The following is a 15,272-nucleotide window of genomic DNA, read 5'->3' on the forward strand; positions in this document are numbered from 1 at the left end:
CCCGGAAGCTAAGCCTACCAGCGCCGATGATACTACCCAACAGGGTGGAAAAGTAGGACACCGCCGAACACAATTTAAGTCCTGTGCCCCCTAATTTCGATTAGGGGGCACAGGCATTTGTGTATGTGGAGATCAATCGAATAGCGAGAGATCGGCCGGCATTCGGCTTTTCTCTAGCGCCAGTAGTGCGCGCTTTCGATCAATTCCTCCGCCATATCCGGTCAATCCGCCGGTAGAACCGATTACGCGATGGCACGGCACGATTATGCCGATCGGATTCCGGCCATTCGCCAGTCCCACCGCACGCGATGCTCCCGGAGATCCGATTTGCATCGCAATTTCGCCATAGGAACGCGTCTCGCCGTACGGAATGGTGCGCAACGCCGACCAGACTTTGCGTTGGAATTCGGTTCCGCCGAGATCCAGATCCAGGTCGAATTCCGTGAGTTCACCGGCGAAGTAGGCCGCCAGCTGCTCGACCGCGTCGGCGAATATCTCGTCGTCGGACTGCGCCCAGTCGGACCGATCCGGCTCATGGGTCTGGTCCACCATCCGCAGATGTCGCAACGTCGATCCCGTGCCGGCCAGCGTGAGTGGCCCTACCGGGCTGTCGATGATTCGGTACCGCATGGTCGTCGTCACGGTGTCTCCTTCGGTGGCCAGTGATTCACGGAATGGTCCAGGGTCGTCCACAGGTGCTGCACGGCATATGACCGCCATGGTCGCCAGCGTGCACTGTGGGCGGTCAGCGCCCGTACATCGGCGGGCAGACCGAGTTTTTCGGCCGCAAGCCGCACACCGAGATCGCTGGCCGGAAAGGCATCGGGATCCCCGAGCCCCCGCATCGCGACGATCTCCGCCGTCCACGGCCCGATTCCGGGCAGCGCCAGCAGCTGCTGACGGGCCCGCTGCCAGTCACAGCCGGGATTGAGTGTCAGCTCACCGTCACCCAGGGCCGCGATCAGCGTGGCTATCGAGCGTCGGCGGGTGGCCGGCACGGCAAGGTACGCCGGGTCGATATCGGCCAGCTGGGCAGTGCTGGGAAAGGTGTGCGTCAGCCCGCCGTGCGGATCGGCAACCGGTGTGCCGTACGCGGCGACAAGCCGGCCCGCGTGGGTTCGTGCCGCTTTGGTCGACACCTGCTGCCCGAGTACGGCACGCACTGTCAGTTCTTCTTCGTCGACCGTGCGCGGAATCCGCTGGCCGGGCGCCTTGCTCACCACTGCGCTCAGGTCGGCATCAGCACCCAGCACATCGAGGACAGCTTCCGGGTCGGCGTCGAGGTCCAACAATCGCCGGCAGCGGGCGATCGCCGTCGCCAGATCCCTGACATGCTCGAGCACCAGCGTGCAGCGCACGTGGTCGGGCTGCGGCGTCAGGCTCACCACGCCGTAGCCCGAGGGCAGGCGAAGGGTGCGGCGGAAGGCACCGTCGCGCACCTCTTCACAGCCGGGGACAGCAGTGCCCGCCAGGTGCCCGAACACGCCTTCGTAGGCGAACGGGGTGCGTACCGGCAGCCGCAGTGACAATGCTTGTCCGTCAGGCGCGCCGGCCGCCCAGTCTCGGCGGGAGGCCTTGGCCCGCAACGCTGTTGGTGTGCTGTCGCAGGCCGCCCGCAGGGTGTCGTTGAACTGGCGGATGCTCGCGAAACACGCCGCGAACGCGATATCACTGAACGGCATGTCGGTGGTCTCGATGAGCACCCGCGCCGTCTGCACCCGCTGCGCCCGGGCCAGTGCCAAGGGTCCGGCACCGACCTCGGCCTGCAGCATCCGCTCGAGCTGGCGCGCGGTGTAGCCGACCCGTCTGGCCAGCCCGGTCACGCCCTCGCGGTCCACGGCGCCGTCGCCGATCAAACGCATCGCCCGCGCCACCGCGTCACTGCGAATGTTCCATTCCGGCGAACCAGGCGAGGCATCCGGTCGGCAGCGTTTGCAGGCCCGGAAGCCCGCTCGCTGCGCGGCGGCCGAGCTGGGGTAGAAGCGCACGTTGCGGGCCAGCGGCAGCCGTACCGGGCAGCTGGGGCGGCAGTAGATGCCGGTGGTCTTGACCGCGGTGACGAACCAACCGTCGAACCGCGAGTCCTTGGACTGGACGGCGCGGTAGCAGCGGTCGAAATCGTCATGCACGTCTTGACTTTTACACGTCGGGACTGACAGCACTAGCGGAAAACCGACATCGTGGTCGAGCCCCGGCGAGCCGATTCAGGCGGGAACGGCCAGCCGAGTCGGCTCGTCATGGCCGCGCAGCGTCACCGCGTCGGTCAGGACCCAGTGGGCGCGCTCGGAATCGCCGGCCCGCTCGACGGTCGATGCGGTCACCAGCAGGCGGCTCTCGGTGGACTTCGCGAGCTCGGACAGGCGCGCGGCCTCATTGACCGGTCCGCCGATCACCGTGTATTCGAATCGCTCGTTGGCGCCGACGTTGCCGGCCACCACCTCACCGGCGGCCACTCCGAGGCCGGCGGGGCATTCGGGTACCTCTCGTGCGAGCCGCCGCATGATCGTGCGGGCTGCGGCGAGCGCGTCGTCTTCGGGGTTGTCGAGGGTGACCGGCGCACCGAACACCGCGAGCGTGGCGTCGCCTTCGAACTTGTTGAGCAGACCGTTGTGCCGGTTGACCTCTTCGACGATCACGGCGAAGAACCGGTTGAGCAGGTCGACCACCTCGATCGGGGGCAGCGTCGCGACCAATTGCGTGGAGCCGACTATGTCGACGAAAAGCACTGCCACGTGGCGCTCTTCACCGCCGAGCTGCGGCTTCTGCATCTCGGCGGCCGCAGCTACCTCGCGGCCGACGTGCCGGCCGAACAAGTCGCGCACCCGTTCGCGCTCCCGCAGGCCGGCGACCATCGAGTTGAATCCCCGTTGTAGCTCCCCGAGTTCGGTGCCGTCGAACACCACGACGCTGGCCTTGAGGTCGCCGTCCTCGACGCGTTTGAGCGCCGAGCGCACCACCCGCACCGGAGTCGCGGTGATCCAGGCCAGCACCCACATCAAGGCGAACCCGAACACCAGCGTGGCCGACGAGGTGATCAGGATGGCGACCTCGAGCTGCGTCTTGGTCATGTTGTCCAAAACCAGCGAGATCAGGGCGCTGAGCCCGATGCCGATCACCGGCACGCCGGAGCCCAGCATCCAGACCGTCATCGTGCGGCCCATGATCCCCGGCGCCAGCCGGTGCGGCGGCGGCCCGGCCGCCAGCGCCAGCGCCGCCACGGGCCGCAGCGCGAACTCGGTGGCCAGGTAGGCGCCGGTGGAGACCATCACCCCGGCGAAGCCCGTCACGAGCAGGATGCGGGGAATGAAGTCGGTGTCGAACAGCCCGTAGAGCACGGTGAACACCACTGTGCCGACCACCCAGAGCGACAGCTGGGCCAGCGCGACGCGCCACGGGGTGAAGAACGCGTTGCGCTGGTCGACGCGGGTCGGCACCCGCCCCTCGGCTGCCCACCGGAGGTGCTTGACCGTGCGCGTGGTGATCCACCAGCTGCCGAACGCGAGCGCGGCGGCCGCATACGCGGGGGCCACTCCAAAGGTGAGCCACGCCGGCACATCGGTGAACACACTGGGTACCGGATAGGCCACGCTGACCAACAGGGCCGCGACCACAATGCCCAGGACGTTCACCGCCAGCAGCGAGACCGTGACCAACGTCTGGATCCGGACTCGGCGGCGCGCCGGGCTTTCGTTGACCCGCCCCAGGATCAACGAGCCGTAGGCCGGTGTGCCGGCCAGCCGGCCGCTCTGGCGCGTGACCCGTTCCAGAACCCGGCCCAACCGCTGCGCGAGGCTCGGAGGGGACGTCATGGTGGTGTCAGCCTAATTCGCCGGGACCCCCAGACCCTAAGCTTGTGCGGTGCGCCTCGTGATCGCCCAATGCACCGTCGACTACCTCGGTCGCCTCACCGCCCACCTGCCGTCAGCTCGCCGGCTGCTGCTGATCAAGGCCGACGGCTCGGTCAGCATCCACGCCGACGACCGTGCCTACAAGCCGTTGAACTGGATGAGCCCGCCGTGCTGGCTGACCGAGGAGGCAAAGGACGACGCGTTGCCGGTGTGGGTGGTGGAGAACAAGGCCGGAGAGCAGTTACGGATCACCATCGAAAGCGTCGAGCACGACTCCAGCCACGAACTCGGGATCGATCCCGGACTGGTGAAGGACGGCGTCGAAGCGCACCTGCAGAAGCTGCTGGCCGAGCACATCGAGCTGCTGGGTGACGGCTACACCCTGGTTCGCCGGGAGTTCATGACCGCCATCGGCCCGGTGGACATCCTCTGCCGCGACGACGAGGGCCGCACGGTGGCGGTGGAGATCAAGCGCCGCGGGGAGATCGACGGTGTCGAGCAGCTGACGCGCTACCTCGAGTTGCTCAACCGGGACAGTCTGCTGGCGCCGGTGACCGGCGTGTTCGCCGCGCAGCAAATCAAGCCGCAGGCCAGAACATTGGCTACCGACCGCGGAATTCGTTGTCTGACTTTGGATTACGACGTCATGCGGGGGATGGACAGCGACGAGTTCCGGCTCTTCTGATGCCGCGGCGCCGGCCACCTCGCCGTAAGGACAGTGGCATTGCGCCGCTACCCCTGCAGCGCCGCGTCGAGTCGGGCGCCGACGGATTCGACTACGAAGTGCAATCGATACCCGGAGCGCGGGCGGTCAAGACCTACCGGTGCCCCGGCTGCGATCACGAAATCCGCCCGGGCACAGCCCATGTCGCTGTCTGGCGAGCCGACGATGGCGAAGCCGCCGTCGACGATCGCCGGCACTGGCACACTGCCTGCTGGGCCAACCGCGCCAATCGCGGCCCGACCCGGAAGTGGTCGTAAAACCTAGTGCGCCGCGGCCGGTTCGACGAGTTCCACCAGGACGCCGCCGGCATCCTTCGGGTGGATGAAGTTGATCCGCGAGTTCGCGGTTCCGCGGCGCGGTGCGTCGTAGATCAACCGGACACCCTGGTTGCGCAACTGTTCGGAGATGGCGTCCAGGTCGCTGACCCGATAAGCCATCTGCTGGATGCCGGGGCCGCGCTTGTCGATGAACTTGGCGATCGTCGAGGTCTCGTCCAGGGGGGCCATCAACTGGATCTGGGCGCAGTCCGGGGCCGCGTTCTTCAGCGACAGCATGGCCTCACGAATGCCCTGGTCGGTGTTGATTTCCTCGTGCACCAGGATCATCCCGAGGTGCTCGTGGTACCACTGGATGGCCGCATCGAGATCCGGCACCGCGATGCCGACATGGTCGACAGCGGTGACGAGAGCACTGGCCAGGACTGGACGGGCGTCAACTTGCTCAGCGGTCATAACGCAAAGGTAACCTAACCACATCGGATTCAACACTGGGGGATCCGTGGATAGCCGCCTCGGGGCGGCGCGAAACGCTCTTGGAGGCAGGTATGACGACGTCGGTGATCGTTGCTGGGGCACGCACTCCCATCGGCAAGCTGATGGGCTCGCTCAAGGATTTCTCGGGCAGCGATCTGGGCGGGATCGCGATCAAGGGCGCACTGGAGAAGGCCGGAGTCCCGGCCTCGCTGGTCGACTACGTGATCATGGGTCAGGTGCTGACCGCCGGCGCCGGCCAGATGCCGGCCCGCCAGGCCGCCGTGGCCGGCGGTATCGGGTGGGACGTGCCCGCGCTGAGCATCAACAAGATGTGCCTGTCCGGGATCGATTCGATCGCCCTGGCCGATCAGCTGATCCGGGCCGGCGAGTTCGACGTGGTGGTGGCCGGCGGCCAGGAGTCCATGACCAAGGCCCCGCACCTGTTGATGAACAGCCGTGAGGGCTACAAGTACGGCGACGTCACCGTGCTGGACTCAATGGCGTACGACGGCCTGCACGACGTCTTCACCGACCAGCCGATGGGTGCGCTCACCGAGCAGCGCAACGACACCGACAAGTTCACCCGCGCCGAACAGGACGAGTTCGCCGCCCTGTCGCATCAGAAGGCGGCCGCGGCCTGGAAGGACGGGGTGTTCGCCGACGAGGTGGTGCCGGTGGCGATCCCGCAGCGCAAGGGCGACCCGATCGAGTTCAGCGAGGACGAGGGCATTCGGGCCAACACCACGGCCGAATCGCTGTCCGGGCTGCGGCCCGCGTTCCGCAAGGACGGCACCATTACCGCCGGTTCGGCGTCCCAGATCTCTGACGGCGGTTGCGCCGTCGTGGTGATGAATAAGGCCAAGGCCCAGGAACTCGGCTTGACGTGGCTCTGTGAAATCGGCGCACACGGCGTCGTCGCGGGCCCGGATTCCACGTTGCAGTCGCAGCCGGCCAATGCGATCAAGAAGGCCATCGCCCGCGAGGGCATCACCCTGGACCAGCTGGACGTGATCGAGATCAACGAGGCGTTCTCCGCCGTCGCGCTGGCCTCGACCAAGGAACTGGGCGTGGACCCCGAGCGGGTCAACCGCAACGGCGGCGCTATCGCGGTCGGCCATCCGATCGGTATGTCGGGTGCGCGGATCACGCTGCACGCGGCTCTGGAGCTTTCGCGGCGCGGATCGGGCTACGCCGTGGCCGCGCTCTGCGGAGCGGGCGGCCAGGGTGACGCGTTGGTCCTGCGCGCCGGCTGAGGCGGGTAGCCGAGTCGACCGATGCCGCCGAGGGACGAGGCGGAGGAGGAGCGAGGCAGTCGGGCGTAGCCGAGTCGACCGATGCCGCCGAGGGACGAGGCGGAGGAGGAGCGAGGCAGTCGGGCGTAGCCCGGGCCGCGTCAACGACGAGGCGTAGTAGCTGGCCTGCCGCTGCGGCACAATGGCTGCATGACGAGCACTTTTGACATCCGAAGCACGGCGGGCCGGTTCCGGTTGGTGGCGCTGGCCGAAGCGGTGAGCTGGGTCGGACTGCTGGTCGGGATGTACTTCAAGTACCTGGGGAGTCCGCGCACCGAGATCGGCGTCAAGGTTTTCGGCATGGCCCACGGGCTGGTGTTCATCGCGTTCGTGATCACTGCTCTCATGGCGGGCCTCGCCTACAAGTGGGGCGTGATCACGTGGTTGCTGGCGTTGCTGGGCAGCATCGTGCCGCTCGGCAGTGTGATTTTCCTCATATGGGCTGATCGGACGGCGAAACTGGGACCGGCCGCGGCTTCAGCGGCTTCTGGTCAGCCACTCGATTCGGCACCGTCGACGACGTGACAGACTTGGGAACGTGACGCGTCCACGCCCCCAGATCGGCCCGGCTCTGGCCGGCGCCGTCGACCTGTCCGGCCTCAAACAGCGGGCTCAGCAGCCCGCGGACGGTGCGACCACCCCCAGTGGTGGTGTCGAGGTCACCGAGGTCAATTTCGAAGCTGAAGTCCTGGTCCGCTCCGGCCAACTGCCGGTCGTCGTGCTGCTGTGGTCGCCCCGCAGCGACGCCTCGGTGCAGCTGGGTGAAGTCTTGGCCGCACTGGCCGCCGACGACAACGGAAAGTGGTCGTTGGCGACGGTCAATGTGGACGTGGTCCCGCGGGTGGCCCAGATGTTCGGCATCGAAGCGGTGCCGACCGTGGTGGCCCTGGCCGGCGGGCAGCCGCTGGCCAGCTTCCAGGGCATGCAACCCCCCGAGCAGTTGCGGCGGTGGGTGGACTCGCTGCTGCAGGCAACCGCAGGAAAGCTGTCCGGCTCCGGCGATGCCGAGGAAGACGCAGCCGTCGACCCGGCCCTGGAGCAGGCGCGGGAACTGCTCGAGTCCGGCGACTTCGCGGCCGCGGCCGCGGCGTACCAGGCCATCCTCGACGCCGATCCGCAGCACGCGGAGGCCAAGGGGGCGCTGCGGCAGATGACGTTCCTGCAGCGCGCCACCGAGCAGAGCCCGGATGCGGTGGCGGTGGCCGACGCCGCACCCGACGACATCGAGGCGGCCTTCGCCGCAGCCGACGTCCAGATCCTCAATCAGGATGTGGTACCGGCCTTCGATCGACTGATCGCGCTGGTGCGCAAGACATCCGACGATGAGCGCACCAAGGTGCGCACTCGGTTGATCGAACTGTTCGAGCTGTTCGATCCCGCCGACCCCGACGTCATCACCGGCCGGCGGAACCTCGCCAACGCGCTGTACTAGTCCGAGGCCGGCGCAGGTTCCAGCCAGATCGCGGAGTTCGGCGGGAGCACCAACGTCGCCGATGCCGGTCGGCCGTGCCAGGGCTCGTCGGTGGCCTCGACGGCACCGAAGTTGCCCGCGCCCGCGCCGTTGTAGACCGTCGCGTCGCTGTTGAGCACCTCGCGCCAGGTTCCGGTGTGCGGCAGGCCAAGCCGGTAACGGCTGTGCTCCGCTCCGGAGAAGTTGAACACGCACGCCAGCACCGAGCCGTCGCTGCCGTATCGCAGGAAGCTCAGCACGTTGTTGGCCGAGTCGTTGGCGTCGATCCAGGAGTAGCCCTCCGGCTTGGTGTCCTGGCTCCACAGCGAAGGGCGGCTGCGGTAGAGCTCGTTGAGGTCGGCGACGAAACGCTGAATTCCGGTGGAATAGCTGTTCTCGTCGAGCTGGTACCAGTCGACCCCGCGTTCCTCGGACCATTCCGCGCGCTGACCGAACTCCTGGCCCATGAACAGCAGCTGCTTGCCGGGGTGGGCCCACTGGTAAGCCAGCAGGCTGCGCAGCCCGGCCGCCTTGACGTGGTCGTTGCCCGGCATCCGGCCCCACAGCGTGCCCTTGCCGTGCACCACCTCGTCGTGGCTGATCGGCAACACGAAGTTCTCGCTGAACGCGTAGAGCAACGAGAATGTCAACTCGCCGTGGTGGTAGGTGCGATAGATCGGGTCACGGCTGATGTAGTCCAGGGTGTCGTGCATCCACCCCATGTTCCACTTCATCGAAAAGCCAAGTCCGCCAAGGTTGGTGGCTCGGGTCACCCCTGGCCATGAGGTGGACTCCTCGGCGATCGTGACGATGCCGGGATGGCTCTTGTGGACGGTGGCGTTCATCTCCTGCAGGAACTGCACCGCCTCGAGATTCTCGCGGCCGCCGTAGACGTTGGGCGTCCAGCCGCCCTCTGGCCGCGAATAGTCCAGGTAGAGCATGGAGGCGACGGCATCCACCCGCAGACCGTCGATGTGGAACTCCTGCAGCCAGTACAGCGCGTTGGCCACCAGGAAGTTGCGCACCTCGGCGCGACCGAAATCGAAGACGTACGTGCCCCAGTCGAGTTGCTCGCCGCGGCGCGGGTCGGAATGCTCATACAGAGGTGTGCCGTCGAAGCGGCCCAACGCCCACGCATCTTTGGGGAAGTGCGCGGGCACCCAGTCGACGATCACTCCGATGCCGGCCCGGTGCAAGGTGTCCACCAGGTGCCGGAACTCGTCGGGGGTGCCGAACCGTGACGTCGGCGCGTAGTAGGACGTCACCTGGTAACCCCACGATCCACCGAACGGGTGCTCGGCGACCGGAAGGAATTCGATGTGGGTGAATCCTTGGGCCAGAACGTATTCGGTGAGTTGCTCGGCAAGCTCGCGATAGCCCAGGCCGGGCCGCCAGGAGCCCAGGTGTACTTCGATGGTGCTCATCGGCTCGAACACCGGGTTCTGCGCGGCCCGCTGCGTCAGCCAGTCGGCGTCGTCCCAGGTGTAGTCCGAGGTGAACACGCGCGACGCGGTGTGCGGCGGGACCTCCGTCGCGAACGCGAACGGATCGGCACGATCGGCCACCGACCCGTCGACCCCGTGAACCCGGAACTTGTAGAGCCCGTCGGTGGGGAAGCCGGGCCAGAACAGCTCCCAGACGCCGGAGGAGCCCAGCACTCGCATCGGGGCGTCGTTGCCGTCCCAGTGATTGAACTCGCCGATCAGGTTGATGCCCTTGGCATTCGGAGCCCAGACCGCGAAGGACACCCCCTCCACGACGCCGTCGGCGGTCTCGAAGGACCGCGGGTGCGCACCCAGAATCTCCCACAGCTGCTCGTGGCGTCCCTCGCCGAACAGGTAGAGGTCCATCTCGCCGAGCGTGGGCAGGAAGCGGTAGCCGTCGGCGACGGTGATGGTGTGCCCACCCGGGTAGGAGATCTCGAGCCGGTAGTCGACCAGGTCGGTGAACGGCAACGCTACCGCGAAGACCCCGGAGTCGATGTGCGCCATGGGGTGTCGCTCGCCGCCGACGAGGGCGACCACCTGCTCCGCGTGCGGCTTGAGGGCCCGGATCACCGTGTGGTCGTCGTACTCGTGCGCGCCAAGAATGCTGTGCGGGCTGTGGTGGACTCCGGACACCAACCGGGCCAGCTCGCCGGGATCCGGTGCCAGATGCGGACTGGCGAGTTTGTTGGTTCTCGTCATAGCGAAGGCTCCTTGTTCGTTCCCGTCATTCCCGGCGCAGCAGAACTGCCCTCTGCTCCTGCGGGACCAACGGCATGTTCAGGATGTGCGCGACGGCCCGGGCCGGTTCCAGTCGCACATAGTTCGACTGCCCCCATTGGTATTCCTCCCCGGTGATCTCGTCGCGCACCCAGAAACGGTCATAGGGCTGCATACCCAAAGCGGCCATGTCTAGCCACAAGGTGCCTTCCTCAGGGCCGAATGGGTTCAACGTCACCACCACCAGCACGGTGTCACCGGATACCGGGTCGAACTTGCTGTAGGCCAGCAGCGCATCGTTGTCGATGTGATGGAACGTGATGGTGCGCATCTCGCAGAGCGCGGGGTGGAGGTGACGAATCTCGTTGAGCCGCCTCAGGAATGGCTCCAGCGATTGGCCGTTGGCCAGCGCCGCTTCGAAGTCACGGGGCCGCAGCTCGTATTTCTCGGAGTCCAGGTACTCCTCGCTGCCCTCTCGCACCGGCAGATGCTCGAAGAGTTCGAAGCCGGAGTACACGCCCCACGAGCTGCCCATCGTCGAGGCCAGCACGGCCCGGATCGCGAACATGCCCGGCCCGCCGTGTTGCAGACTCTCGTGCAGGATGTCGGGGGTGTTCACGAACAGGTTCGGCCGGGTGTAGTCGGCGTGTTCGGCGATCTGGCGGCCGAATTCCTCGATCTCCCACTTGGCGGTACGCCAGGTGAAGTACGAATACGACTGTGTGAAGCCAAGTTTCGCGAGCCCGTTCAGTCGCGCCGGGCGGGTGAACGCCTCGGCGAGGAACAGCACGTCGGGATCGATGGCCTTGACCTGACTGATCAGCCACGCCCAGAAGTTCGGCGGCTTGGTGTGCGGGTTGTCGACCCGAAAGATCTTGATGCCGTGGTCCATCCAGTGCCGCACCACCCGCAGCACCTCGTCGTAGAGGCCGCCGGGATCATTGTCGAAGTTCAGCGGATAGATGTCCTGGTACTTCTTCGGCGGGTTCTCCGCGTACGCGATGGTGCCGTCGGGCAGCTCGGTGAACCATTCCCGGTGATTCTTCGCCCACGGGTGATCAGGGGCGCACTGCAGTGCCAGGTCCAGTGCCACCTCAAGCCCGTTGTCACGGGCCGCGGCGACGAATCGGTCGAAGTCCTCGATCGTGCCGAGCTCGGGGTGGATGGCGTCGTGGCCACCCTCGTCGCTGCCGATGGCCCACGGTGAGCCCACATCGCCCGGTTCGGCTGTCACGGTGTTGTTGCGGCCCTTGCGGTGGACCTTGCCGATCGGGTGGATCGGCGGGAGATAGACGACGTTGAAGCCCATCGACGCAACCCGGGGCAGCGCCGCGGCCGCCGTCTCGAAGGTGCCGTGTACCGGGCGGCCTTCCTCGTCGCGCCCCCCGGTGGACCGGGGGAACAACTCGTACCAGGCGCTGCAGCGGGCCAGCGGTCGATCCACCCAGATTCCGTAGGTGGACCCTCGGGTGACCAGTTCGCGAAGCGGATACTTCGCCAGCAGATCGGTGACCTCGTGCGACAGTGCCAGGGACGCCCGGGTCAGCGGATCCCCGGGCTCGCGCAGAGCCGCCGCGGCCTGCAGCAGCGGCGCGCGGCGGTCACGCGGCACTCCGGTGGCGGCGCGGGCCAGCAGATTGCCTCCGACGATCAGATCGTTGTTGAGTTCCGATTCGCCCTGCCCGGCGTTGAGTTTGACGGTGACGTTGTGCCGCCACGTGGTGAGTGGATCGCCCCAGCCGTCGATCCGGAATGTCCACAGCCCCACCCGGTCGGGCACGAACTGGCCGTGGAAGAGATCGGGGGTGCGGCCCATCTCCATCGGGTACAGCTGGGGCTTGACCCGGCTGACCGCGGGGGAGGCCTCGGTCAGTTCAGCACCCTCGAGAGCTTTGACGCGCCGGGCCGGATTCTGCCCGAGCTGAGGGTGAGCAGTTCCGAGGTAGCGCACCACCAACGTCGCCGCCACCGCGTCATGCCCCTCGCGCCACACTGTCGCGGCGACCGGCACGACTTCGCCGACGACCGCCTTGGCCGGATAGGTACCGCAGGACACAACGGGCGCGACGTCATCGATCTCGATACGACCGGGCACCCAACCACTCCATTCCTGACCTGTGCGACGTGGTCTGCCCCGCGTCGGCTTGAGTCGGTTTCTCGTTGTCGTGGCGCAGCGACGCTCGCCGCCGCACCGGTCGTGAGTCTTCTTGACCCTCGGGGTAACCGCATCGCGCCCTCTTCACACCGTAGTGCGAAGAATGACCGGCTGGGGAAGAAGCGCATGCTCGCGCCAATTGCACCGGCGTTCTCAGTAAGGTGGGAACGCGTGAAGGCCCTCCGCAGGTTCACGGTCCGTGCCCATTTGCCCGAGCGGCTCGCAGCCCTCGGCCGGTTGTCCACCAACCTGCGCTGGTCGTGGGACAAGCCGACACAGGATCTCTTCGCCTCGATCGATCCACGGCTGTGGCTGCAGACCGGCCAGGATCCGGTGGCGCTGCTCGGCGCGGTTGCCCCGGCGCGGCTCGACGAATTGGCCGAGGACGAGCAGTTCCTCAACGTTCTCGATCAGCTCGCGGCCGATCTGGACGACTACCTGAGCCGGCCGATGTGGTTTCAGGAGCAGGAGCAGGGTTCCTCGGTCATGCCGACGGGCATCGCGTACTTCTCGATGGAGTTCGGCGTGGCCGAAGTGTTGCCGAACTATTCGGGCGGCCTGGGCATTCTGGCCGGCGACCATCTGAAGTCGGCATCGGATCTGGGTCTGCCGCTGATCGCTGTCGGCTTGTACTACCGGTCCGGGTATTTCCGGCAGTCATTGACTGCCGACGGCTGGCAACACGAGAACTATCCCTCGCTGGACCCGCAGGGGCTGCCGCTCCGGTTGCTCGCCGACGCCGCGGGCGCGCCGGTGCTCGTCGAGCTGGCGATGCCGGAGGCGAAGGTGCTGCGCGCCAGGGTGTGGGTGGCGCAGGTGGGCCGGATCCCGCTGCTGCTCTTGGATTCCGACATCCCCGAGAACGAGCACGACTTGCGCAACGTCACCGACCGGCTCTACGGCGGCGACCAGGAGCACCGCATCAAGCAGGAGTTGCTCGCCGGCATCGGCGGCATTCGGGCCATCCGTGCGTTCACCGCGATCGAGGGCCGGCCCGCCCCGGACGTGTACCACATGAACGAGGGCCACGCTGGGTTCCTGGGGGTGGAACGGATCCGCGAATACATCTCCGAGCAGAAGCTGGATTTCGACACCGCGCTGACGCTCGTGCGGGCCAGCACAGTGTTCACCACCCACACGCCGGTACCGGCGGGAATCGACCGCTTCCCGGTGGACATGGTGCAGAGGTACTTCGGTGACGATTCGAAAGATGGCTTGCTGCCCGAGGTTCCGGTCGGACGGGTGCTGGCGTTCGGCGCCGAGGACGACCCGTCGAAGTTCAACATGGCGCACATGGGCCTACGGCTGGCGCAGCGCGCAAACGGGGTGTCCCTGCTGCACGGGCGCGTCAGCCGCACGATGTTCGACGAGCTGTGGCCTGGTTTCGACCCGGCCGAGGTGCCGATCGGCTCGATCACCAATGGTGTGCACGGCCCCACCTGGGCGGCCCCGCAGTGGTTGGAGCTCGGCAGGGAACTCGCCGGTTCCACCGAGGCGCTGCGCGAGCCCAACATCTGGGCGCGGCTGCAACAGGTCGACACCGGTCACATCTGGTGGATCCGCTCTCAGCTGCGCGCGCTGCTGGTCGAAGACGTGCGCCAGCGGCTGCGCCGGTCGTGGTTGGAGCGCGGCGCGTCCGAGGCCGAACTCGGCTGGATTGCAACGGCTTTCGACCCTGAGGTACTAACCATCGGTTTCGCGCGCCGGGTGCCCACCTACAAGCGCCTGACCCTGATGCTGCGTGATCCGCAGCGCCTCGAGGCGTTGCTGCTCGATAAAGACAAGCCGTTGCAGCTGATCGTCGCAGGCAAGTCACACCCCGCCGACGATGCGGGCAAGGCCCTGATCCAGCAGATCGTGAAGTTCGCCGACCGGCCGGAAGTGCGCCACCGCATCGCCTTCCTGCCCGACTACGACATGTCGATGGCCCGCCAGTTGTACTGGGGCTGCGATGTGTGGCTGAACAACCCGCTTCGTCCGCTGGAAGCCTGCGGCACGTCAGGCATGAAGAGTGCGCTGAACGGCGGGCTGAACCTGTCCATCCGTGACGGATGGTGGGACGAGTGGTATGACGGCGAAAACGGTTGGGAGATACCGACAGCCGACGGGCTGGCCGACGAGAGCCGCCGCGACGACATCGAGTCCTCGGCGCTCTACAACCTGCTCGAGCAGTCGGTGACGCCGACGTTCTACGACCGGGACGACAAGGGTGTGCCGACCCGCTGGGTGGAGATGGTTCGGCACACCCTGCAGGGGCTCGGGCCCAAGGTGCTGGCGTCCCGGATGGTGCGCGACTACACCGAGAAGTACTACGCGCCTGCCGCCCAGTCGTTCCGCCGCACCAGTGCTCCGATCGACGGCCTGCCGTTCGGGGCGGCACGTGAGCTGTCGGCCTACCGGCAGCGCGTCCGGGAGGCCTGGCCGCAGATCGAGATCACCGACGTCGACAGCACCGGGCTGCCCGACACCCCGCTGCTCGGGTCGGAGCTGACCCTGACCGCGACGGTCGCGCTGGCCGGGCTGAAACCGGACGAGGTCGACGTGCAGGCTGTGCTCGGCCGGGTCGATGCCGCCGACGCCCTGCAGGACCCCGTCACCGTGGACATGGTGCACTCGGGTTCGGGCGACGGAGGTACCGACATCTTCTCGACGACGACCCCGCTGCCGGTGGCAGGTTCGGTGGGCTACACCGTTCGCGTGCTGCCGCATCATCCGCTGCTGGCCGGTGACAACGAGCTCGGTCTCGTCACGCTGGCGTAACGCCGGGACTTGCCCAACCGGTTAGCAGGGCAGGGGAGCCACCTGTAGGTTCCCAACAGGATGTCGAGGGGTGCCGCATCGGGGCGG

Annotated in this window: 12 protein-coding genes; 6 read left to right on the top strand and 6 right to left on the bottom strand. The window is 67.0% G+C overall.

The window, feature by feature from the left end:
* Positions 1 to 132 precede the first annotated feature (132 nt).
* The 3 genes from BST42_RS24690 to BST42_RS24700 all read right to left on the bottom strand — a co-directional run bounded on the left by BST42_RS24690 (position 133) and on the right by BST42_RS24700 (position 3,809).
* Entirely contained in the window at positions 133 to 630 is a 498-nt protein-coding gene (locus BST42_RS24690) for a methylated-DNA--[protein]-cysteine S-methyltransferase (RefSeq protein ID WP_083122144.1), read from the bottom strand.
* A gap of 8 nt (positions 631 to 638) precedes the next feature.
* Entirely contained in the window at positions 639 to 2,129 is a 1,491-nt protein-coding gene (locus BST42_RS24695; RefSeq protein ID WP_083121966.1) for a DNA-3-methyladenine glycosylase 2 family protein, read from the bottom strand.
* Between the two features lie 75 nt (positions 2,130 to 2,204).
* Positions 2,205 to 3,809 (bottom strand): adenylate/guanylate cyclase domain-containing protein, encoded by a 1,605-nt coding sequence (locus BST42_RS24700; protein WP_083121968.1) that lies wholly within the window; start codon positions 3,807 to 3,809, stop codon positions 2,205 to 2,207.
* A 49-nt stretch (positions 3,810 to 3,858) separates the two neighbouring features.
* On the opposite strand from BST42_RS24700, the gene nucS reads away from it, so the two are divergent.
* A complete protein-coding gene (gene nucS, locus BST42_RS24705; RefSeq protein ID WP_083121970.1) occupies positions 3,859 to 4,533 on the top strand; it encodes an endonuclease NucS in 675 nt (224 codons plus the stop codon).
* Positions 4,533 to 4,829 (top strand): Rv1322 family protein, encoded by a 297-nt coding sequence (locus BST42_RS30190; RefSeq protein ID WP_083121972.1) that lies wholly within the window; start codon positions 4,533 to 4,535, stop codon positions 4,827 to 4,829. The genes nucS and BST42_RS30190 overlap by 1 nt, the downstream gene beginning before the upstream one ends.
* Positions 4,830 to 4,832: 3 nt before the next feature.
* Here BST42_RS30190 and mce read toward each other — a convergent pair whose 3' ends face one another.
* The gene (gene mce, locus BST42_RS24715; RefSeq protein ID WP_083121974.1) at positions 4,833 to 5,303 is read right to left on the bottom strand and encodes a methylmalonyl-CoA epimerase; all 471 of its coding nucleotides are present in this window, start codon (positions 5,301 to 5,303) and stop codon (positions 4,833 to 4,835) included.
* Positions 5,304 to 5,395: 92 nt separating this feature from the next.
* On the opposite strand from mce, the gene BST42_RS24720 reads away from it, so the two are divergent.
* The 3 genes from BST42_RS24720 to BST42_RS24730 all read left to right on the top strand — a co-directional run bounded on the left by BST42_RS24720 (position 5,396) and on the right by BST42_RS24730 (position 8,048).
* Entirely contained in the window at positions 5,396 to 6,577 is a 1,182-nt protein-coding gene (locus BST42_RS24720) for an acetyl-CoA C-acetyltransferase (RefSeq protein WP_083121976.1), read from the top strand.
* A 189-nt stretch (positions 6,578 to 6,766) separates the two neighbouring features.
* Entirely contained in the window at positions 6,767 to 7,141 is a 375-nt protein-coding gene (locus BST42_RS24725) for a DUF3817 domain-containing protein (RefSeq protein WP_083121978.1), read from the top strand.
* Between the two features lie 13 nt (positions 7,142 to 7,154).
* On the top strand, positions 7,155 to 8,048 hold the full coding sequence (locus tag BST42_RS24730; protein WP_083121980.1) for a tetratricopeptide repeat protein: 894 nt from the start codon (positions 7,155 to 7,157) through the stop codon (positions 8,046 to 8,048).
* On the opposite strand, the gene glgB is transcribed toward BST42_RS24730, so the two are convergent.
* The gene (glgB, locus tag BST42_RS24735) at positions 8,045 to 10,252 is read right to left on the bottom strand and encodes a 1,4-alpha-glucan branching protein GlgB (RefSeq protein ID WP_083121982.1); all 2,208 of its coding nucleotides are present in this window, start codon (positions 10,250 to 10,252) and stop codon (positions 8,045 to 8,047) included. The two genes, BST42_RS24730 and glgB, sit on opposite strands and share 4 nt — an antisense overlap.
* Before the next feature lie 25 nt (positions 10,253 to 10,277).
* Positions 10,278 to 12,365 (bottom strand): alpha-1,4-glucan--maltose-1-phosphate maltosyltransferase, encoded by a 2,088-nt coding sequence (locus BST42_RS24740; protein WP_083121984.1) that lies wholly within the window; start codon positions 12,363 to 12,365, stop codon positions 10,278 to 10,280.
* Between the two features lie 231 nt (positions 12,366 to 12,596).
* Between BST42_RS24740 and BST42_RS24745 the strand changes: the two genes are divergently transcribed.
* The gene (locus tag BST42_RS24745; RefSeq protein ID WP_083121986.1) at positions 12,597 to 15,185 is read left to right on the top strand and encodes a glycosyltransferase family 1 protein; all 2,589 of its coding nucleotides are present in this window, start codon (positions 12,597 to 12,599) and stop codon (positions 15,183 to 15,185) included.
* The last annotated feature ends 87 nt before the right edge of the window (positions 15,186 to 15,272 follow it).

Source organism: Mycolicibacterium rhodesiae (genome assembly GCF_002086695.1).
Taxonomy (GTDB): domain Bacteria; phylum Actinomycetota; class Actinomycetes; order Mycobacteriales; family Mycobacteriaceae; genus Mycobacterium; species Mycobacterium rhodesiae.